Raw genomic sequence first — 20,219 nt, forward strand, 5'->3', positions numbered from 1 at the left:
ACGTGTTAAATCTGTGTTAATCGGTCCCCTGTACTTGCGTCAAATCTAATCGCCAGGGGTCGAAAAAGGCCAGGATCTGTTCGCGGCGATCCCCCGCCAATCCTTTCCGCAATACCCCCGGAAAACGATTGTCCAGGCTTTCCATTATCATTTCCAGCTTTTCCTGCCGCTGTTCCTGCTCGTAAAAAAAACTGTGTGTAAATAAATCAGGCTGGCAGAACTGCAAGGTTTGTAAATCTGAGAGGGTTATCAGGAAGCCGGATATGGCGTTCTCCGGGCAGCCCCGCTTAAACAGGCCCAGCAGGATATTACTCATGTGTTCAAAACGGCAGCATCCGCTGCTTAGCTTGCGTTTGGCGATATATTTGTCCTCGCCGCTTGTAATTTCCAGGCTCAGCAATAAACACGAACTATGTTTTGCTTCCAGAAGCGCAGCCAGTTTATAGGCAGCCTCTTTCAAGGCAATTTCTATAATCTGCAGATCAGCGCATTTTTCCGCAAAATGCACCGGGTAGCTCAAACGTGATGGAGGATACAGCCCGGTTACCGGCGTAGGGTCTATACCCTGCAGGAGAGCAGCCAGCAGGTAACCATCCTGAGCGGAAAGGATGGAAAGACGATGGGGGGAAAGTTCAAATAACTCTCCCAACCGGCTGAAACCTGCACGGATCAGCTTTTTTTTGCTTCCTGGCGGCAGAGGATAAAAATCGTGCAGAGGCAGTTCAGCCAGGAACGCTTTTTCATGCCCGGGGAAAACTTCACACACCCGGGCTTCGGGCCAGGAAATAAAACGGCAGCTGGTTGGAGGACAGACCGAATAATCCTGGCATTCTGCCGCCATGCGGGCCATAAACCTGGAAGCAGCCAAGCCAATCGATAATGAAAAACCAGCCTGTTTGTAAATGCAGCGGGCTATCTTTCTGATTATTGTCAGGCTTTCCCCGCATCCGCTCAAGTCAAGAAAAACCGCGTCATTATTTATGGGTTCTACCAGGGGAGTGCAGGTGCTGCACATTTCCAGGCATGTTTCATACAGGTTTTGCTTTTTTTCTTTCAATCTGAAGTATACAATCGCGCGCATACGGTCACCATACGAATGTTCTATTTGTATAGTCATACTACAACAGAACAAATGTTCGGTCAATAGGAAGATGAAGGAAGCATAATAAGAAGCGGATAAATGGAATTTAATAAAAATAATGTTGTCCGAAAAACAGACTATAAGTAAGGAATTATCCCAATATTCCGACAATAACCTTGACTTTTATCAACATGGTTGCTTAAATATAGTATAAACGTGTCGAAATATCACATAATGGTGGTGCTAAATTGAAAATTCAAATATATGGTGTGGGGCACGCACTGCCTGCCAGGATATTGACTAACCAGGAACTTGAACGGATGGTCGATACCAATGATCAGTGGATTGTTGAAAGGACCGGGATCAGAGAAAGACGGATCGGAGCCCCCGGGACGGCCACATCTGATTTAGCTTACGAAGCCGCGCAGATGGCCCTGGAACGCGCCGGGATTAAAGCTGAACAAGTGGATCTTATTATTGTAGCTACTTCCACACCGGATATGTTATTCCCCTCTACGGCCTGCTTGGTTCAGGAACGCCTTGGAGCATGGAATGCCGCCGCTTTTGATTTGAGTGCTGGCTGTACCGGTTTTGTTTATGCTTTAAGCGTTGCCGAAAAGTTTCTGCTTTCGCCTGACAATAAATACATCCTGGTTATTGGAGCCGAAATGTGTTCGCGCATGGTGGACTACAGTGACCGTAATACCGCCATTTTGTTCGGTGATGGGGCTGGGGCCGCGTGGTTGGCCGCGGAGATGGCGGAAACGGAATCCTCAGCGCTTATCTGGGCGCTGATGGCAGGGGAGCCAGGCACCTTTATATGCCAGCCGGCGGTTCGGCGATACCTGCCAGCCATGAAACCGTAGAAAACAAAATGCACTTTGCCCGGATGAACGGGCAGGAAATATTCAAGTTCGCCACCTCTATTATTCCAGAGGTGGGTGACAGGCTTCTGGGCGAGGCCGGTTTGCGATACGAGGATATAGATTTCTTTGTTCCCCACCAGGCCAACCTGCGTATTATTAAGACGGCTATCAAGCGCAGCGAAATTCCCCTGGAAAAAACCTTGCTTAACATACAAAAATACGGAAATATGTCAGCGGCCTGCATACCGGTGGCTTTATCTGAAGCTGAACTCGAAGGCAAACTTAAGGCCGGCGACCTGGTTTTGATGATAGCCTTCGGAGCGGGTTTAACTTTTGGCGGAATCTTACTGCGCTGGGGGAGGAGTTAAAGTGGTTTTTAAAACCCCTTTGTGTGATTTGTTAAATATTGAATATCCGTTGATTCAGGGAGCTATGGCCTGGATAGCCGGGGGCAGGCTGGCATCAGCCGTATCCCAGGCCGGAGGACTTGGCGTTATAGGAGCCGCAGGGGCTGAGGCCAGCTGGCTTAAGGGAGAAATTGATCTGGTGCGTCAATTAACCGATAAGCCGTTTGGGGTTAATTTAATGCTGGCGGCTGCTAATATTGAGCATCTCGTAGAGATAATTATCAATGAAAAAGTTCCGGTAGTAACTACTGGAGGCGGTAATCCCGGACGTTATATGGAAGCTTTGAAAAACGCCGGAATAAAAGTTATTCCCGTTGTGGCCTCCGTAGCTCTGGCCAAGCGGCTCAGCCGTCTGGGCGCGGATGCGGTTATTGCCGAGGGGACTGAATCGGGTGGTCATGTCGGTGCAATGACTACCATGTGCCTGGTACCCATGGTGCTGATGCCATAGATATTCCGGTAATAGCTGCCGGAGGCATAGCAGATGGCCGCGGTTTTATTGCTGCTCTGGCTTTGGGCGCCAGGGGGTACAGGTAGGAACAAGGTTTGTCTGTGCTGAAGAATGTAATGCTCATTTGGCTTATAAGGAAAAAGTTATTAAATCCAAAGATCGTGACACGGAAGTATGCGGAGTTACTACCGGCCATCCGGTAAGGGTCATTCATAATCGTTTTACCCGTCATTATCTTCAATGTGAACGCAACGGCATGAGCAAAGAGGAATTAGAGCAGCTGGGAAAAGGACGCTACCCGGCGGCAGCCGTCCAAGGCGATGTGGAAGAGGGCAGTGTGATGGCCGGGCAGATTTGCGGGCTGGTAAATAAAATCGAACCGGCAGCCGATATCGTGGCCGATATATTGAAAAGCGCCCGGCAGGTAAAACAGCAAATTGGGGGCATAATATGTTAAGATTAGCATTCCTTTTTCCCGGTCAGGGATCACAGTATCCGGGCATGGGTAAAGAAATCGCCGATACTTATCCTGAGGCGGCACTGGTTTTTAAAAATGCTGATGAAATCCTGGGATACAAACTCAGTGAATTATGTTTTGCTGGTCCGGCGGAGGTGTTAAATCAAACTGAATACGCGCAGCCGGCTATATTAACTTGCAGCCTGGCTATATTGCAAGTAGTTAAGAAATTGGGTTTTGCAGCCGAGATGCTGGCAGGTTTAAGCCTGGGCGAGTATACAGCTTTGGTAGCGGCGGGAGCGCTGAGTTTTGCCGAAGCCCTGCCCCTGGTGCAGTTCCGGGGTCGTTTGATGCAGGAAGCTGTTCCGCCCGGCCAAGGAGCTATGGCAGCGGTACTGGGCTTGGACAACGCAAAAGTTGATGAAATATGCCTGCAAACTGAGGGTTATGTGGCGGTAGCTAATTACAACTGTCCGGCGCAGCTGGTGATATCAGGAGAAAAGGAAGCTGTGGATAAAGCGGGGACAATCTTAAAAGAGGCTGGAGCCAGGGTGGTTCCCCTGGCGGTAACTGTGCCTTCCCATTGCCAGCTGATGTATAAGGCCAGCCTGCAGCTGAAAGACCGGCTGGAAAAACTAAACTGGAGAGAACCTGAGCAACCTGTGGTCAGCAATGTTAATGGCCGGGAAAACCCGGCTCATACTGCGGCAAAAATGCTGGTGCATCAGTTGTATTCACCGGTAAGGTGGGAAGAGAGTATCAGATATATGCTGGACAGGGTTGATTACTTTGTTGAGATAGGTCCTGGGTCCAGCTTATCCGGTCTGGTTAAAAGGATTGACCGTGAACGGATGCTGGGGCATGTGGAAGATTTAAAATCATTGGAAAAAGTTAAAGAAAAGGTGGAAAAGCTGTGCAGGGACAAGTAGCTGTAGTAACCGGAAGTTCGCAGGGTATCGGACGGGCCATTGCGCTCGAACTGGCACGTAAAGGCTGCCGGGTGGCGGTAAATTACTACCGTGATAATGATAAAGCCAATGCCCAGGAGGTTTTGAGCCAAATAGAGGCGGGGGGAAGCAGCGGTATTTTAGTGCAGGCGGATGTTTCCAACTCGCAGTCAGCTCAAGCCATGATTGAACAAGTTGTCGCTTCTTTGGGGCAGGTGGATATACTGGTCAACAACGCCGGTATCAATAAAGACCAGCTGCTGATGCGCATCAGCGATAATGACTGGGATGATATAATCCGCACTAATCTTAATTCGGCATTTTACTGCAGCCGGGCGGCGGTGAAGCACATGATCCGCAAGCGTTATGGCTGTCTGATCCATATTTCTTCCGTGGTAGGAATCAGCGGCAATGCCGGCCAGGCTCATTATGCCGCTTCCAAGTCCGGATTGTTGGGTTTTTCCCGTTCTATTGCCAGAGAATACGGTGGGCGGGGCATCCGCTCCAATGTTATTGCCCCGGGCTATATTGAGAGCGCTATGACAGCGTCGCTCAATGATGAACAGACCGCCCGGCTGCTTGAGTCTATCGCTTCGAAGAGGCTGGGCAAACCAGAGGATATTGCAGGCGCAGCCGCCTTTTTGGCTTCCCCTGCCGCCAGTTATATAAATGGTCAGGTCCTGCCGGTTGATGGCGGAATGATTTGAGAAGTACAGTATGGTTTACAAGTCGACTCAGAAAGTTGAATAAATATTAATTTAAGGAGGAATTTACAAAATGCCAGTATTTGAAGTAATGAAGCAGATAATCATGGAGATCAAAGATTTACCGGAAGACGCTGTTACTATGGATGCCAGTTTCGCTGATGACCTGGAAGCCGACTCACTGGATGTTGTGGAGATGCTGATGCTGCTGGAAGAGAAATATGACATTACTATTCCCGAAGAGGCCGCCGAAGAAATGAAAACCGTGCGGGATGCTGTGGAATATATTGAAAACCTGCTGGCCGATAAGTAAATTTGGGGTGATGAAGTGGAAAAACGCAGGGTGGTAATTACCGGTGTAGGCGTAATCAGCGCCATCGGTAATGACAAAAACGAGTTTTGGAACAATTTGCTGCAGGGAAAAAGCGGAATTGATCATATTGACCGTTTTGATGCCTCTGCATTTCCAACCAGAATTGCAGCACAGATAAATGATTTTAAGGTCGAGGATTATGTGGCTCGCAGGGATGCTCGGCGTATGGACCGTTTTGTGCAATTTGCCTGTGCGGCGGCGCGTTTGGCGGTAAATGATGCCGGACTGGTTATTGACCCGGAAAAAGCTGGCAAGACCGGAGTGTGGATAGGTTCCGGCATAGGCGGTATTGAAACCATGGAAAAACAGCATATGGTCTTGTTAGAAAAGGGAGTGGGGGGAGTAAGCCCTTTCTTCGTACCCATGATGATACCCAATATGGCTGCCGGTCAGGTCGCTATCATGCTGGGATGTAAAGGACCGTGTGCCTGTACGGTAACCGCCTGTGCTTCTGCTACCAATTCTATCGGCGAGGCTTTCCAACTGGTGCAGAACGGCAAAGCTGAAGCCATGATCTGCGGCGGCACAGAGGCTTCTATTACTCCCATGGCCATAGGCGGTTTCTGTGCCATGAAAGCCATGTCTACCTTAAACGATGAACCTAAGAAGGCCTGTAAACCATTTGATCTGGAACGTTCCGGGTTTGTTATGGGGGAAGCGCCGGTATTCTGGTCCTGGAGGAATTAAACCATGCCCTGGAACGCGGGGCAAAAATTTATGGGGAGCTGATTGGCTATGGCGCCAGCGCTGATGCCCATCACATGGTTCAGCCTGACACTGAAGGCCGGGGAGCTAAGCTGGCTTTTCAAATGGCTTTGGACGATGCCGGCATTAATCCCTGGGATGTTGATTATATCAATGCTCACGGTACAGGAACCCCGCTCAATGATCTGATGGAAACAGGAGTTATTCGAAATGTGTTTGGTCCTCATGCTGATAACCTGCTTATAAGTTCCATCAAGCCGTTAACCGGGCATATGCTGGGGGCGGCAGGGGCGGTGGAGCTTATAGCCAGTGTAATGGCTGTGCACAATGATGTGGCTCCTCCGACTATTAACATCGATAACCCTGATCCCTTCTGCGATTTGGATTATGTGAGGGATCTGCCCCGACATAAGGAATTAAATATCGCCTTATCGGATTCGCTGGGCTTTGGCGGCCACAACGCCGCGCTGGTAGTGCGCAAGTTCAAGGATTAGGGGCTGCGATTCAACACAGATTAACACAGATAAATTATTTCTTCCCGATTGATAATGAATACATCTGTGTGTATCTGGGATACAGATGTGTTCATCTGTGGTTAATTACTTCTATTACAATACAATAGGGAGATCTGTTTATGAATATCGATGAGATTATGGCGGTATTGCCGCACCGTTATCCTTTTCTGCTGGTGGATAAAATTATTGAAGTCGTGCCGGGCGTAAAGGCGACGGGCATAAAGAATATTACCATAAATGAACCTTGCTTTGCCGGGCATTTTCCCGGTCATCCGGTTATGCCCGGGGTTTTAATGATAGAGGCTATGGCGCAGGTAGGAGCTTGCGCAATCTTGAACCAGGAGAAATATCGAAATGTCCTGCCTTACCTGGCGGGAGTCGACCGGGTGCGATTTAAAAAGCAAGCCGTACCGGGGGACTCTTTGCGTATAACTACCGAGTTATTAAAAATCAGAGGGAACATAGGCAAGGCTAAAGGCCAGGTTCAGGTTGATGGAGAGACCATCTGTGGAGGTGAATTCCTGTTTGCCCTGGGTTAAATAGGATGTAAGGCGAGAGGTTGGCAGTGACAACCATAAACGCCTCAAACCATGGCAGGTCAGGATAAAATGTTTATAAACCCGTTGGGAAAAACCAAATATATTGAGATAAACGTAAACCGTGATGAAATGAATCGGCTGACCGAGTCTCCCGGCCAGCGGGTATGCCCTTCCTGCTCGGCAAATGTAGCTGCCCCGGAAGCCTTGAGCGAATACCGGGTATGCAGCCACTGCCGCCACCATTTCCCGTTAAGTCCGATAGAAAGAATCCGGCTGCTGGCAGATGAGGGCAGCTTTGCTGAATTTGATAATGGTCTGGCATCACGGAATATTTTGGATTTCCCGGATTACGAAAACAAGCTTAACCATGCCCAGGGGCAGACCGGCAGCAGGGAAGCTATTATCACAGGTTATGCGGCTGTTAATGGTTTCAGGCTGGTATTAGGGGTTATGGAATCACGTTTTATGATGGCCAGCATGGGGGCAACAGTGGGTGAAAAGGTTTGCCGGGCCGCTGAAAAGGCCATGGCGGAGAGATGCCCTTTGCTTATTGTGGCTGCTTCCGGAGGAGCCCGTATGCAGGAAGGCATGGTGTCTCTAATGCAGATGGCCAAGACCAGTGCGGTGATGGAGCGATTTCAACGCAGCGGGCTGCTTTTCATAAGCCTCCTGACTAATCCCACTACTGGAGGAGTTTTAGCCAGTTTTGCCAGCCTGGCCGATATCATTATTGCCGAACCAGGGGCATTAATTGGTTTTGCCGGTCCGCGTGTCATTAAACAAACCATAAAACATCAGCTGCCCGATAATTTTCAACGCGCCGAGTTTCTTTTGGAACACGGTATGTTAGACATGGTAGTGGATCGCGCGCAATTAAAAGACACGCTGACCTCTATTCTCCGCATTCACCAGGGAGGGCAACATGAAAAAACAGTTTGATTTTGAACAAAAATACCAGGGCTTTATGGATAAAATCGAAGAACTGAAACAACAAGCCGGTGACCTGGATCTTAACCTCAAGCATGAATTACTGGACCTGGAAAGCAAAATGTCAGGTATACGTGAAGCCCGCTACCAGTCTTTAAGCCCCTGGGAAAGGGTTCTGCTTAGCAGGCACCCTGATAGACCGGGAACGGTTGATTATATCAAATACCTCTGTGAAGAATGGATTGAACTGCACGGTGACCGGCTGTTTAGCGAAGACAGAGCGATATGCGGGGGAATAGGGCTGTTTCAGGAACAGCCCGTTACTGTTCTGGGGCATCGCAAAGGGAAAAACACCAGGGATAATTTGGAATGTAATTTTGGCATGCCGAGCCCCGAGGGATACCGCAAAGTGGAGCGCCTCTTGCTGCAGGCGGAAAAATTTAACCGGCCGGTCATAACCTTTATAGATACCCCGGGCGCCTATCCTGGGGTGGGCGCAGAGGAGCGAGGACAGGCCCTGGCTATTGCTCAAGTTCTGATGACTTTAGCCGGGCTGAGAGTACCGGTTATTGCCATCGTAACCGGAGAAGGCGGCAGCGGAGGAGCATTGGCTCTGGCGGTAAGCGACCACTTGATTATGCTTTCCAATGCTGTGTTTTCTGTGGCTTCACCCGAGGCCTGCGCTTCAATATTATGGAAGAACCTTGAAAAGGTTGAAGAAATGGCTTCGGCCTTAAAATTGACCGCTCCTGATTTATTGCGGCTGGGTATTATAGATGAAATCATTGAGGAACCTGTAGGCGGGGCCAACCTCGATTTCGAGACCACCGCGACCCGGATTAGAGCAGCGTTAATGAAACAGCTTCCGCTTCTAATGAATAAAAACAGAGAAGAGCTTATTGAGCAAAGATATGCTCGTTTACGGTCCTTGGGCAGCCAGTGGGTATTAGAGCAGAATGAGCTATAGATTAACACAGATGATTACAATTTGTTATAACCGACTAACAATATATTTTCCCCGGAGTAATTCTAATTTCTCAAACCTGATAGCTACATTATAATATTAAAACATCAGTGCGTAATCTGTGCGCATCTGGGGCAAATCGGTTTCTTAAAAAAAACACCTCCGCGAAACTGCGGAGGTGTCTAAGATAGAAGGAGTTATTGCTAGTAGTTGAAGGCCTCGATTGGCACATCAAGTACTGAAGTGTCAGCATCGACAATAACATCTGCCAGGTAGCAGATATGAGGGGTAACATTGCGCAGGTAGTAACGAACCGCTTCCACTTTGCCTTTATAGAAGTTCACATCATAGTGGTCAGCTGGCAGTTCAGCCAGTTTTTTCAATGCTATCAGAGCTTGATCCAGCAAGAGGTGGGAAGCATGCAATTGGGAATTAGCGGTCAGGACCCGGCGGGAATAGGTCGGAATCAGAGCCGGATTGCTGCTCTTCCATTCTGCCAGGGCCTGCAGGATATTGTCATTGGCCTCCAGAGCCCGGCCAAAATTGCGGAACTCTTTCTCCAAGCCAGCCGTATCTTTATTGGCGGCATAGAAGTCTTTCATTTCCTGAATAAACCCAGCATAAACGGCGCCTTTCTGCATGCCCATCTTACGGCCTACCAGGTCGAGGGACTGGATGAAGTTAGTGCCTTCCCAGATGGAATAGATTTTAATGTCGCGGGCAATCTGGGCAACAGGATATTCTTCGCAGAAGCCGTATCCGCCATAAGCCTGGATGGCTTCACCGCAGAGCCACCAGCCTTCATCAGAAGGATAGGCTTTGCAGAGCGGGGTTACCATTTCAACATAGGCATTGGCTTTGGCTCTTTCAGCCGGATCGGGGTCATGTTCACGAATATCAAAGTTAAAGAGGGCTTTCATGAGCATGGCGCGGGTTGCTTCCATATGGGCCTTACCCATTAAGAGAGTGCGTTTGATATCTTCATGATTAATGATGGTTACTCTTTCTCCGCGCGGGTTGGTAAAGGGGCGACCCTGTACCCTGTCCTTGGCGTAGTCGCGGACATTGTAGAAAGCGTTGGCGATGCAGCAGTGTGCCATGTGACCGGTTTCCATACGGGCCAGGTTCATCATCTGGAACATTTGGGCCATACCTTCGCCTTTGCCGTCGTTCTGCAGCGGGTTTTTGCCTAACAGGTAGCCGCGGCAGTTGCCATTGTCACCGAATGCCAGGGCTGCGGTGCAGGAGCCATGCTGGCCCAGTTTGTGCTCAACTCCGGTAGTGACTACATCATTGTCGCTTAAGCTGCCGTCTTCATTTACCCAGAATTTAGGAACGATAAAGAGCGAGATACCGGCAGTACCGGCTACAGCGCCTTCAACCCGGGCCAGATACAGGTGAATAGTATTTTCAGTGAAGTCATTGTCTCCGCCGGTGATGAATATCTTTTGTCCCTTGATTTTAAAGATGCGCGGGTCGTCAGTGGGGAAGGCTTTGGATAAAATATCGCCCACATCGGAACCGGCAGAGGGTTCGGTTAAGCACATGGTTCCTGACCAGGTGCCATCCATCATCTTTGGCAGGAAAATGTCCTTCAGATCTTTATCGGCAAAGCTCTGAATCAGATCGGCAGCGCCGCTGGTGAGCAGTATATAAGGATAGAAGGTCGGATTGGCGGCACAGAGCAGTTCACAAACCGCGGCGTGCAGCACATGAGGCATAACCATGGCGTCTTCGGATTTATCAATATTGCTGGTACCCCAGCCTTCTGACTGCAGCATGTGGAACAGCGGGCCGAAGCTTTTGGGAAGGATTACTTTGCCGTCAACCAATTTGACCGGATTCTTGTCGCCATCATCATTGGTCGGTTCAACTACTTCCTTGGCCATCTTGAGGATAGGAGCCAGGACTGATTTAACATCATCTTTGGAATAATAGTCTTTAAACTGGTCATAGTTAAAAACCTTTTCGCTGGGCAGCCATTCCTGGATTATAAATTCAAGATCTCTGGTATTCAAATAAGCAAAATTTGCAGACATTAATATAAAACCCCCTGACATTTCTATTTTTATACTCCCCAGGAGAATAACATTATTAATTAAAACTTAACCCTTAAACATTTATTAGATATCTCTGGTCCAGAGTGAAGCCAAAGCCGGGCCGGTGCCTACGCAGAGTGAAGCTCCGCCGACGGTTTTGCCCTGCCGTTCCAGTTCATAGTACATGGTTACGATTATGCGCAGGGCTGAGCATCCTACCGGGTGTCCGAGAGCAATACCGGAACCGTTAAGATTGCACTTGTTCATATCGATTTCCATACCGAAATCATCTTTCAACATGCGGCCAACACCCAGGAACTGGGCGGCAAATGCTTCGTTGATTTCCCAGTAATCAACATCTTCGAATTTCATACCCGCCTGTTTTAGGCTCTTGGGAATAGCAACCGCCGGACCCAGGCCCATTACTTCGGGAGCTACGCCTTCACCGACAATATTGATCATTTTCAGCAAGGGTTTTATACCGAGCTCAATCGCTTTTTCCTTCGACATAACCACGACTGCGGCGGCAGCGTCATTGATACCGGAAGCGTTAGCGGCGGTAACCACTCCGCCTTTCTTGAAGGCTGGGGGCAGTTTGGCCATGGCTTCCAGATTGGCATCGGGAATCATATGCTCATCAGTTTCGTATAAAATGGTGCCTTTCTTGCTCTGTATTTCTACCGGAACAACTTCACGTTTGAAGGTTCCTTCTTTAACAGCCCTGGTAGCGCGTTGGTGGCTCATCAGGGCCAACTGGTCGCATTCTTCACGTGTAATACCATATTTCTCGGCTACGTTTTCAGCGGTTAATCCCATGTGACCGGGAACCAGACGGTCAAACAACCCGTCATGCAGCATAGAATCCTCGATTGTGCCAGGTCCCATGCGATAACCTGCTCTGGCTTTAGGCAGCATGTAGGGTGCACTGCTCATATTTTCTGCCCCTACTACCAGGCTATATCGGTTTTTCCACACATAATGTTGGTACAGGCTACATCCAGGGCCCGCATACCGGAACCGCAGTTCTGATTTACATTGCAGGCATTGCTTCGAACCGGGAGACCAACTGCCAGACCAATTTGACGTGCTATTAGTGATCCCTGCAGGTGGTTATAAACCATTCCCAATACTATTTCATCAATCATGTCAGCCGGGATGCCGGCTCTTTCTACCGCAGCCTTACCTGCAGTGATGCCCAGATCGCGAGCTGATACGTCTTTGAGACTGCCCAAAAACTTGCCGATAGCAGTGCGGCATGCACTTACGATTACGACTTCCTTCAACCTATAACACTCCTTCCTTCTATTCGTCTTATATAGATGGGATTGTTACGGGGGATAAAACACGGCTAAATTTTCTCTGTAAATATTGCTGCTGTAGTTAATACTAGTTATTTTAGATGGAGTATTATCTTAAAGCGTCACCTCCTTAAAGAAACTCACACAATAATAGTTAAGCAAGAAATATGCCAGACATAGACTATATAATCTGGGAGCATTTTAAGCGTATTTGTGGTTGATTGGGCTTTGTGCTGAATACAAACAGGCAACGTAAGATGAATCTGCACGTATTTCATATCTATATTTTTCGTGCAAATCCTAGCAGGGGGGAAAATAATATATTTTTTATCAGCGCGACTGTGCAAAAAAACAATGCGTATTGCATTTTTACAATATATAAACACCTCAAACAACCATAAGTTAATTGAGATATATTGCAATAGCGCAAATAGTCGCGCAATTATGGGAATTAGAACTCAGTAATACTAAAGTCGATCCATAATGCCGTATACTATTCTGCTAAAAAATATAGCATAGTTTGTTGATGAATAGTATTGATTAAAATATTTTTAGAATTGAAAAAATATATCAAAAAATACATGAAACAATATTTGCGTCATGATGACAAATAAAACGATATTACTGCCAAAGTCCTCTGGCAGCTTGTTATATCCGCAGGAGCAATGCCTAAATTGTCTCTGCTACAGAAAAAACAAATAACCGCCGGATAAGCGGTTATTATTTAAAGTAAGTAAACCTGTAAGCGGAGTTCTGTCTGGAATAGTCATCTATCTGGGCTGTCAGTTGCCTGCCAGCTCTAGCGACCTTACCCGGGAACGAAGCGGGCCACTTCAAAGTTCCTCTATTTGGTCTTGCTCCGGGTGGGGTTTACCTAGCCATTCAGTCACCTGAATGCTGGTGAGCTCTTACCTCACCGTTCCACCCTTACCGTTAAAAAGGTGTCAGGAGAACCGTCCCCTTGACACATCCCCTTGACACATTAATCGGCGGTTTGTTTCTGTGGCACTATCCTTGGGGTCGCCCCCACTGGACGTTATCCAGCACCCTGCCCTGCGGAGCTCCGACTTTCCTCGGGCTTTCACCCGCGACTATTCAATTTACTTACTTTATAATTGAATTTAACACCCAAGCTATTATAATGAATAGAGGGAAAAAAGTAAAGCGGGTCTAGATATAGGTGAACTTTTTGAAAAAAAAATGAATCTAAGCAGGAAACGAGGATTTTGTAGAGAATACTCAACTAGAATGGATGTATTACGAGGGAACTGGGTATTATTTTAATAACTGGTTTCTTTATTGGATCGGTAATCAGGTACTGGACAAATAAGGAAGTTCCTAAGAGGGGGGTGAAGAAGTGTTAGCGGTTTTTGCTTCAGGAAATCCGCCTGCGCCAGGGATCTTTGGTAATCCGTTATTTACCATTGCTGTGATTCTGGTGGCAGTGTATATTTTCTTAAAGTTCTGTGGCTGGGCCAAGACCATGAAATTATCAGCCGGGTTTAAAAAGGCCATCTTTATTTTGACCGGTTTAGGTTTGGTATTTTTTAATGTTTTGTATTCTATGGGCAATGCGGAATGGACCGAAAAGGGCGATATTAACATGGCTACTATAGCTCTGGGAGCCTCTCTGGTTTGGGTCTTTATTTTCGCTTTTACGCTGATGGCTGAGACCAAGGAATAAGAACTTGTATTTAAAAGGCGGCAATGCCGCCTTTTTTCGCTTGTGGGGAAAAAACATGTCAAACGAAATTAAAATCGACATAATAGATAGCGGGGGTCATACGTTTTCTTGCTGGAGTGACAGGGGTCGGAGGCTGTGGGATATTATTGCGGCTAATGGCCTGGAAACAGGCGGAACGTGCGGCGGCAAAGGGACCTGCGGCAAATGTAAACTCAAGGTGGAAGGCCAAATCGAACCTCCGGGTGAGGCGGAACGGCGCCATTTGCTGCCAGAGGAACTCAAGGCAGGTGAACGGCTGGCCTGTTATTGTTCAGTGCAAAATGAGATAAAGGTTCAGCTCTACAGCTTAGATCAGGATAGAAAAACCCGGGTATTTTTTAAACCGGGGGAAGAATATCCGCTTGACCATTCTATCGAGATACGCCGTATTTTTATTCCCGGCATGGACCGGGAACAACCGTTGCCGGTATTGAGCCGCCTGGCGGACGCATTGCCATCCTGCGCCCTGGAATTGTCCCTTGATAATATTAGTTTTCTGGCTGCTATTGATCGGGCTGGCCGGCCGGCTCTGGAACTGTATGCTTTAGTTGTTGAAGGCCGTAAAGTAACCAGGGTGATGCGCAGACCGGAAAAGATTTTAGGAATTGCTCTTGACCTGGGGTCAACCAGTTTGTTTGCAGCAGTGCTGGATATGCTGAGCGGAGAGACGCTGCATGTAGCCTCCAGAAGCAACATGCAGCGTGTTTATGGAGCAGACATCATTTCTCGCGTGTCTTACTGTATGGAAAATGAAAATGGCCTGCATGAGTTACAGCAGGTATTGATAAATAATGTGAACAGCATGATTGCAGAGATGCTGGCGCAAATAGGATCGTCAGCGGACAGTATATACCGCTATACTGTGGTGGGAAATCCGGTTATGCTGCATCTGTTTGCGGAAATAAATGTGGCAGGTTTTGCACATGCTCCTTATTGCGGCGTTTTCAGAGATCATCTTACCTTTCCCGCTTCAGCCCCTGGTTTATTAGGAGGCCAGGCCGAGGTATTCATTCTTCCTCAGGTGGGAGGGTTTGTAGGTGCTGACACGGTTGCCGGGCTTTTATCTCTGGATATAAATAAAACGGCGTCCTATTTGTTCATTGACATTGGAACCAATGGCGAAATAGTACTGAATCACCGGGATAAGATGTGGGCAGCGTCTGCTGCTGCCGGACCGGCTTTGGAAGGCGGAAATATAACCTGCGGCATGCGCGCCGGTGAAGGGGCTATAGACCGCTGCTGGCTGCGGGAAGAGGGAGAACTGGTTTTCAATGTTCTGGGCAATGCTGCGGTCAGAGGGATCTGCGGTTCGGGTCTGATTGATTTGACCGCTTGTTTGTTAAAAGCCGGGTACATTGATGCCCGGGGAACAATTAACCCGAGCGCATCTGAAAATCTATCTGTTATAAGGAGCGAAAACGGCCCCTCGATAGTTTTAAGCCAGGAATTAAACCCCGTGGTTTTAACCCAGGATGATATACGCCAGGTGCAGCTGGCTAAATCTGCTCTGCGAACCGCCATCGATGTTTTATTGCGGGAGGCGGGTATAAATCACCGCGATCTCGATTGTATTATTTTGGCGGGAACCTTCGGCACGTATTTAGATCCTGAAAACTGCATGACAATAGGTCTTTTGCCACAAGTGGATAAAAAGAAAATTATAAACGCTGGCAATACCGCCGCACGGGGAGCGGCAGCAGCATTGCTGTCAGAGAGGAAACGATGCGAGGCCACCGCTATAAGGGATAAGATACAATATGTCGAACTGGCATCTTACCCGGGCTTTCAGGACCTCTTTATCCAGCATCTAGATTTTACGTTAACAAATAATCCGTAAACAAGGCAGGGATTTATTACGCAGCGGAGAATTAGAATAATTAGAAGAGTTTAAGGGGGAATGGCAATGAGGCTGAAAGGGAAAGTGGCACTGGTTACAGGAGGCGGTACGGGAATCGGGCAGAGCGCAGCCATAGCTATGGCGCGGGAAGCGCGCGGGTGATGGTGAGCGGGCGCAGACCCGAACCCCTGGCGGAGACGGTGGAGCAGATAAAAAAGCCGGCGGGGAAGCCCTGGCGTGTCCCGCTGATGTAACCCTTCGCACCGACATAGAGAAAATGTGCGCTATGCTCAAAGAAGAATGGGGAAGGCTCGATATTCTGGTCAACAATGCCGGCTCCGGTATGCGCAAACCGTTTTTGGAAATCACTATGGAGGAATTTGACTACATATACCGTATTGACCTGCGCAGTGTTTTTGAAGTGTCACAGGTTATGGTTCCTTTAATGCTGGAAAACGATGGGGGCAGTATCATTAATGTGGCTTCCATACTCGGAGTCCTGGGAAGTCGGGGTTCAAGCACTTATTGCGCTATGAAAGGCGGGGTTGTCAATCTTACCCGCGCTCTGGCCCACGAATTGGGTCCGCAGATAAGGGTGAACTGCCTGTGCCCTTCGCATATAATCACCCCTATGATGCAGTGGGAAATTGACCGCCTGCAAGCCGCTGGCAAGATGGACAAATTAAACAAGCTCTTCCCCATGAAGCGGGTAGGTTATCCTGAAGATATGGACGGCAGTGTGGTTTTCTTCGCCAGCGATGAATCCAGGTGGCTGACGGGTAATATATTCATGGTCGATGGGGGACTGTCCTGTTACGTGTAAAATCTCGGCCGGGGGATATTCTTTTAGGTTTAATTAAGAACGTCCCCCGGTTATAATATCTGCAGGATATTTAAATGTTTGTAATATCTGACTGCTAGAAATCATAATCAGGAGGATTATATGATCGAGCTGGCCAGGTCGTGGTGGGAGCAGAATTACCCGGTTAGAGTCCGGGAAAATGTCAGCGGGATAATTAATAGATTTGTAGGTTATTGTTTCTTTTCCGCCGGTTGGATTAATACCGGCGACATACCGGCAGAGGTTGAGAATTGCGTAATAGTGTTCGCTCCTCATACCAGTAATATTGATTTTGTGCTGGGTGTTGCCACATTTATTATCAGGGGTATCAGGGTCAGGATTTTAATCAAAGATGACTGGTTCTTTTTCCCGTTCGGACCCATTCTGAAATCGCTGGGCGGAGTACCTGTCGCCAGGGACAAATCACAAAACTTCGTGGATTATATGGCTTGTTTGCTGACCAGAGAAAGAGATATGCGCATCATAGTATGTCCGGAAGGAACCCGCAAAGCCGTTACCCAATGGAAAACCGGATTCTACTATGCGGCCCTCAAAGCCGGAGTTCCGCTGGTTCTAACCTCGCTGGATTACAGGAAGAAGATTGCCCGCATCGGAAACACCTTTTATCCCACCGGAGACTATGTCGCTGATATGACCCCGGTACAGGATTTCTACCGCGACGTTCACCCGCGCCATCCCGAAGGTTTTAACCCTAACATAATGTAAACACATATCTGGGGGAATGTAACTACGGCGTAATATCCTTGTTATCCTGAGAGAGGCCCAATCTTAAATTGGACCTCTCTTTTTCATTTTTATTGAGGCCTTGATGACCTTTCTGATTTAATTTCCAAGGAAAATTATACCGATTTATTGATTAACCTGGGAGGAAATGTCTGCTTAAATGTCGAAATGACTGTTAATTCCATTTAGGGGAAAATAGAAAAAATAAGGAATATGACAGATACTTGTCATCTAATAAAAATAATATAATTTTAGCTTTGATTATATCTGGTTACAGCACGAGCTGGAATAAATGAAGGCGGAACATCTCTTGGGGGAGGGGCGTTTATGTAAGAAGCACTTTGATCGGCTATAATCCACAGGAAAGGGATGAGAAATTGCACAATAAGGCAATGCAGGTTACGATGGCTGGAATCTTACACGATTTCGGCAAAGTATTGCATCGGGGTGACCAGATTGACGGTCGTGCTCACAGTGTTTCGGGCCGGGACTGGATTGAGAAATATACTGATAATCAAGAGATTCTGGACTGTATCCGCTATCACCATCATCAGGATTTAGACAGAGCAGGCTTGAATCCAGACCATCCTGCCTATGCCGTATATATTGCTGACAATATTGCCTCCGGGCTTGACCGGCGGGAGATTGAAGGTGAAGGTTTAAAAGGTTTTGATAAAAACCGCCCCCAGGAGTCTATTTACAACCTCCTGAATAATAATATCGGGAAAGCAGCTTATCAGGCTGCGGCAATTATTGAAAACATAAATTATCCTCAGGATTTTACGGACTATAATCCCGCATCTGATTACAATAAAATTATTTTTGGCTTAAGCGAGGGACTTCAGGGTATAGATTTTAAGGCTGGATATGTCAATTCTTTATTAGAACTTGCAGAAGCTTACCTGTCATATGTTCCGTCATCCACTTATCTGGGAGAAGTTGCTGACATATCTCTGTTTGACCATTCAAAACTGACCGCAGCTCTGGCAGCCTGCATTGTTCTTTATTTGGAGAGCCAGGGTAGGAATGATTACCGGCTGGAATTATTTCAAGAGCGGCATAATTTCTACAGGGAAAAGGCCTTTTGCTTGTTCTCCTGTGATATCTCCGGCATTCAGCAGTTCATTTACACTATCTCATCTAAGGGAGCCTTGAAGGGATTGCGTTCGCGGTCATTTTACCTGGAACTACTGCTGGAAAACCTGGCTGATGAGATAGTTGCCGAGTGCGGACTCTATCGTTGTAATCTCATTTATTCCGGCGGCGGACATGCCTATATATTGCTGCCCAATACCGATGAAGCCAGAGATAAGGCGGTTTCAACCATTAAAAACACCAATCTCAGGTTGCTGGATTCATTTGGAACCCAGCTTTTTGTAGGCTACGGACTGCAAGAATGCTGCGGCAATGAACTCATGAGCAAGACGGAAGATCCTGAGGATTACAGCAACATTTTCTGCAGTCTGGCCTCTCAGGTAATGGAACGCAAATTAAGGCGTTATTCAGCAGCAGAACTGCGCCTGTTAAACAGAAACGCTCCGGACCGGGACGGGCGCGAATGCAAGGTTTGCGGAGTGTCCAGTGAGCTTGTGGAGAGAGATGATGGCACAGTATGCCGATTTTGTTCTGCCTTCACCGAAACCTCGCGTATGCTGATTAAAAAAGATTCCGTATTTGTGGTTGCTAAGGAGGAGCAAAAAGGCACATCGTGGCCGCTTTTTTCCAGCCGGGGTGAAAACCAGTATTTTTACGCCTTGCCGGAAGAATCGGTAAAGGAACTTTTGGCAAGCCATCCCGATAAGATAGTACGGGTCTACAGCAAGAATACATATAGAACTGGTTTGAATTTGGCCACCCGCTTGTGGCTGGGGGACTACGCAGCTGTCAATAATGAAGGCGATATGAAAACCTTTGCTGAACTGGCGCAAAGTTCAGAAGGTATTAAACGGATCGGGGTTCTGCGGGCCGATGTTGATAATATGGGCGCTGCATTTGTCAGCGGTTTTGTGCGGCAGCAGGCAAATAAAGACCGATATCGTTATCTTACCTTATCCCGTACCGCAACCCTGTCACGAAGCTTATCCATATTTTTCAAGTATTATCTTAATGGAATACTAACTAATGGAAAAGCTGGATTATTAGCTCCCGCAGGTAAGCGCAATATTGTCGTGGTATATGCTGGCGGTGACGATTTGTTCTTGGTGGGTGCCTGGAACGAAGTGCTGGCAGCAGCCCTGGACATCCGCCGGGCCTTTGACAGCTATACCGGTCATACACTAACCATGTCAGCCGGACTTGCCATATTTGAACCCACCTATCCTATAGCTCGTATGGCAGCTGAGACTGCTGCTTTGGAAGATGCGGCCAAAAAACACAAGCATCCTGGCGGGGAGAAAGATGCTATTTCGCTTTTTGGGCTGGAGATGGTTCAAGGAGAACTGCAGGCCAGGCATACTTATAATTGGGATAGCTTTGAAAAGCAGGTACTGGGAGAAAAATACAGGCTTATAAATGAACTGTTTTCTATTAATGGCGACTACGGTAACACCTTTTTATACAACATCATTGAGCTGCTGCGGCAGGCTGAATATGACTCCATCAATATAGCCCGTTTGGCCTATCTCCTGTCCAGGAGGGAACCGAAAAAGGGTTCACCGGAAACATTAAAGCACAGCTATAGCAATTTTGCCCGGACAGTTTATAGCTGGGCCATGAATCCGGAAGACCGGAACCAATTGATTACAGCTATCCTGATATACGTTTACTATAAACGCGAGGAAAAGGAGTGAATAAATTGTGAG

General features: G+C 47.7%; 12 protein-coding genes, 1 other RNA gene and 5 pseudogenes. 14 read left to right on the forward strand and 4 right to left on the reverse strand.

Translation table 11 applies throughout. From position 1 onward, the window contains the following. Positions 1-16: 16 nt before the first annotated feature. A complete protein-coding gene (locus JCM14374_RS11115; RefSeq protein ID WP_172674215.1) occupies positions 17-1,057 on the reverse strand; it encodes a Y-family DNA polymerase in 1,041 nt (346 codons plus the stop codon). 272 nt (positions 1,058-1,329) lie between these two features. Between JCM14374_RS11115 and JCM14374_RS11120 the strand changes: the two are divergent. The 9 genes and pseudogenes from JCM14374_RS11120 to JCM14374_RS11160 all read left to right on the forward strand — a co-directional run bounded on the left by JCM14374_RS11120 (position 1,330) and on the right by JCM14374_RS11160 (position 8,939). Continuing rightward, positions 1,330-2,315: pseudogene (locus JCM14374_RS11120) on the forward strand (beta-ketoacyl-ACP synthase III). Positions 2,316-2,379: 64 nt separating this feature from the next. Continuing rightward, a pseudogene (locus tag JCM14374_RS11125) lies at positions 2,380-3,262 on the forward strand (nitronate monooxygenase). Continuing rightward, entirely contained in the window at positions 3,256-4,191 is a 936-nt protein-coding gene (gene fabD / locus JCM14374_RS11130) for an ACP S-malonyltransferase (protein ID WP_054697289.1), read from the forward strand. The pseudogene JCM14374_RS11125 and the gene fabD overlap by 7 nt, the downstream one beginning before the upstream one ends. After that, on the forward strand, positions 4,176-4,916 hold the full coding sequence (fabG, locus tag JCM14374_RS11135; RefSeq protein WP_054697292.1) for a 3-oxoacyl-[acyl-carrier-protein] reductase: 741 nt from the start codon (positions 4,176-4,178) through the stop codon (positions 4,914-4,916). The genes fabD and fabG overlap by 16 nt, the downstream gene beginning before the upstream one ends. Positions 4,917-4,986: 70 nt before the next feature. Further along, the gene (acpP, locus tag JCM14374_RS11140) at positions 4,987-5,226 is read left to right on the forward strand and encodes an acyl carrier protein (RefSeq protein ID WP_054697295.1); all 240 of its coding nucleotides are present in this window, start codon (positions 4,987-4,989) and stop codon (positions 5,224-5,226) included. A 15-nt stretch (positions 5,227-5,241) separates the two neighbouring features. Then, positions 5,242-6,485, forward strand: a pseudogene (fabF, locus tag JCM14374_RS11145) (beta-ketoacyl-ACP synthase II). Between the two features lie 140 nt (positions 6,486-6,625). After that, positions 6,626-7,045 carry a 3-hydroxyacyl-ACP dehydratase FabZ gene (gene fabZ, locus JCM14374_RS11150; protein ID WP_054697297.1) on the forward strand — a complete coding sequence of 140 codons (420 nt, stop codon included), beginning with the start codon at positions 6,626-6,628 and terminating at the stop codon, positions 7,043-7,045. A 51-nt stretch (positions 7,046-7,096) separates the two neighbouring features. Then, positions 7,097-7,984, forward strand: a complete 888-nt coding sequence (gene accD, locus JCM14374_RS11155) for an acetyl-CoA carboxylase, carboxyltransferase subunit beta (RefSeq protein WP_242848979.1) — start codon at positions 7,097-7,099, stop codon at positions 7,982-7,984. After that, positions 7,968-8,939, forward strand: coding sequence for an acetyl-CoA carboxylase carboxyltransferase subunit alpha (locus JCM14374_RS11160; protein WP_054697302.1), 972 nt, complete (start codon positions 7,968-7,970; stop codon positions 8,937-8,939). Before accD ends, JCM14374_RS11160 begins: the two co-directional genes overlap by 17 nt. Positions 8,940-9,139: 200 nt before the next feature. Here the strand turns inward: JCM14374_RS11160 and JCM14374_RS11165 are convergent, their stop codons facing one another. The 3 genes and pseudogenes from JCM14374_RS11165 to rnpB all read right to left on the reverse strand — a co-directional run bounded on the left by JCM14374_RS11165 (position 9,140) and on the right by rnpB (position 13,380). Next, entirely contained in the window at positions 9,140-10,975 is a 1,836-nt protein-coding gene (locus JCM14374_RS11165; protein WP_054697305.1) for an acyl-CoA dehydrogenase family protein, read from the reverse strand. A gap of 84 nt (positions 10,976-11,059) precedes the next feature. Beyond that, positions 11,060-12,258 (reverse strand): annotated as a pseudogene (locus JCM14374_RS11170) (thiolase family protein). Between the two features lie 741 nt (positions 12,259-12,999). Next, positions 13,000-13,380: RNase P RNA component class A (gene rnpB / locus JCM14374_RS11275), an RNA gene on the reverse strand. A gap of 250 nt (positions 13,381-13,630) precedes the next feature. Between rnpB and JCM14374_RS11175 the strand changes: the two genes are divergently transcribed. The 5 genes and pseudogenes from JCM14374_RS11175 (at position 13,631) to cas10 (ending at position 20,207) form a co-directional block, all read left to right on the forward strand. Next, positions 13,631-13,957, forward strand: coding sequence for a hypothetical protein (locus tag JCM14374_RS11175; RefSeq protein WP_054697308.1), 327 nt, complete (start codon positions 13,631-13,633; stop codon positions 13,955-13,957). A gap of 55 nt (positions 13,958-14,012) precedes the next feature. Further along, a complete protein-coding gene (locus tag JCM14374_RS11180; RefSeq protein WP_157049093.1) occupies positions 14,013-15,833 on the forward strand; it encodes an ASKHA domain-containing protein in 1,821 nt (606 codons plus the stop codon). Between the two features lie 226 nt (positions 15,834-16,059). Beyond that, a pseudogene (locus JCM14374_RS11185) lies at positions 16,060-16,656 on the forward strand (SDR family NAD(P)-dependent oxidoreductase); the annotation flags it as partial. Positions 16,657-16,776: 120 nt separating this feature from the next. Continuing rightward, on the forward strand, positions 16,777-17,400 hold the full coding sequence (locus tag JCM14374_RS11190) for a 1-acyl-sn-glycerol-3-phosphate acyltransferase (RefSeq protein WP_054697316.1): 624 nt from the start codon (positions 16,777-16,779) through the stop codon (positions 17,398-17,400). A gap of 422 nt (positions 17,401-17,822) precedes the next feature. Beyond that, complete coding sequence (cas10, locus tag JCM14374_RS11195; protein WP_172674216.1) at positions 17,823-20,207, forward strand: type III-A CRISPR-associated protein Cas10/Csm1; 2,385 nt, start codon at positions 17,823-17,825, stop codon at positions 20,205-20,207. Positions 20,208-20,219: the final 12 nt, after the last annotated feature.

Source organism: Syntrophomonas palmitatica JCM 14374 (assembly GCF_001311885.1).
GTDB classification, from domain to species: domain Bacteria; phylum Bacillota; class Syntrophomonadia; order Syntrophomonadales; family Syntrophomonadaceae; genus Syntrophomonas_A; species Syntrophomonas_A palmitatica.

Bases quoted from the DNA above. Each gene is read 5' to 3' on its own strand.
- fabD (WP_054697289.1), top strand. From the start codon at position 3,256: ATGTTAAGATTAGCATTCCTTTTTCCCGGTCAGGGATCACAGTATCCG.
- acpP (WP_054697295.1), top strand. From the start codon at position 4,987: ATGCCAGTATTTGAAGTAATGAAGCAGATAATCATGGAGATCAAAGAT.
- fabZ (WP_054697297.1), top strand. From the start codon at position 6,626: ATGAATATCGATGAGATTATGGCGGTATTGCCGCACCGTTATCCTTTT.
- accD (WP_242848979.1), top strand. From the start codon at position 7,097: ATGGCAGGTCAGGATAAAATGTTTATAAACCCGTTGGGAAAAACCAAA.
- JCM14374_RS11160 (WP_054697302.1), top strand. From the start codon at position 7,968: ATGAAAAAACAGTTTGATTTTGAACAAAAATACCAGGGCTTTATGGAT.
- JCM14374_RS11165 (WP_054697305.1), bottom strand. From the start codon at position 10,975: ATGTCTGCAAATTTTGCTTATTTGAATACCAGAGATCTTGAATTTATA.
- JCM14374_RS11180 (WP_157049093.1), top strand. From the start codon at position 14,013: ATGTCAAACGAAATTAAAATCGACATAATAGATAGCGGGGGTCATACG.
- JCM14374_RS11190 (WP_054697316.1), top strand. From the start codon at position 16,777: ATGATCGAGCTGGCCAGGTCGTGGTGGGAGCAGAATTACCCGGTTAGA.
- cas10 (WP_172674216.1), top strand. From the start codon at position 17,823: ATGGCTGGAATCTTACACGATTTCGGCAAAGTATTGCATCGGGGTGAC.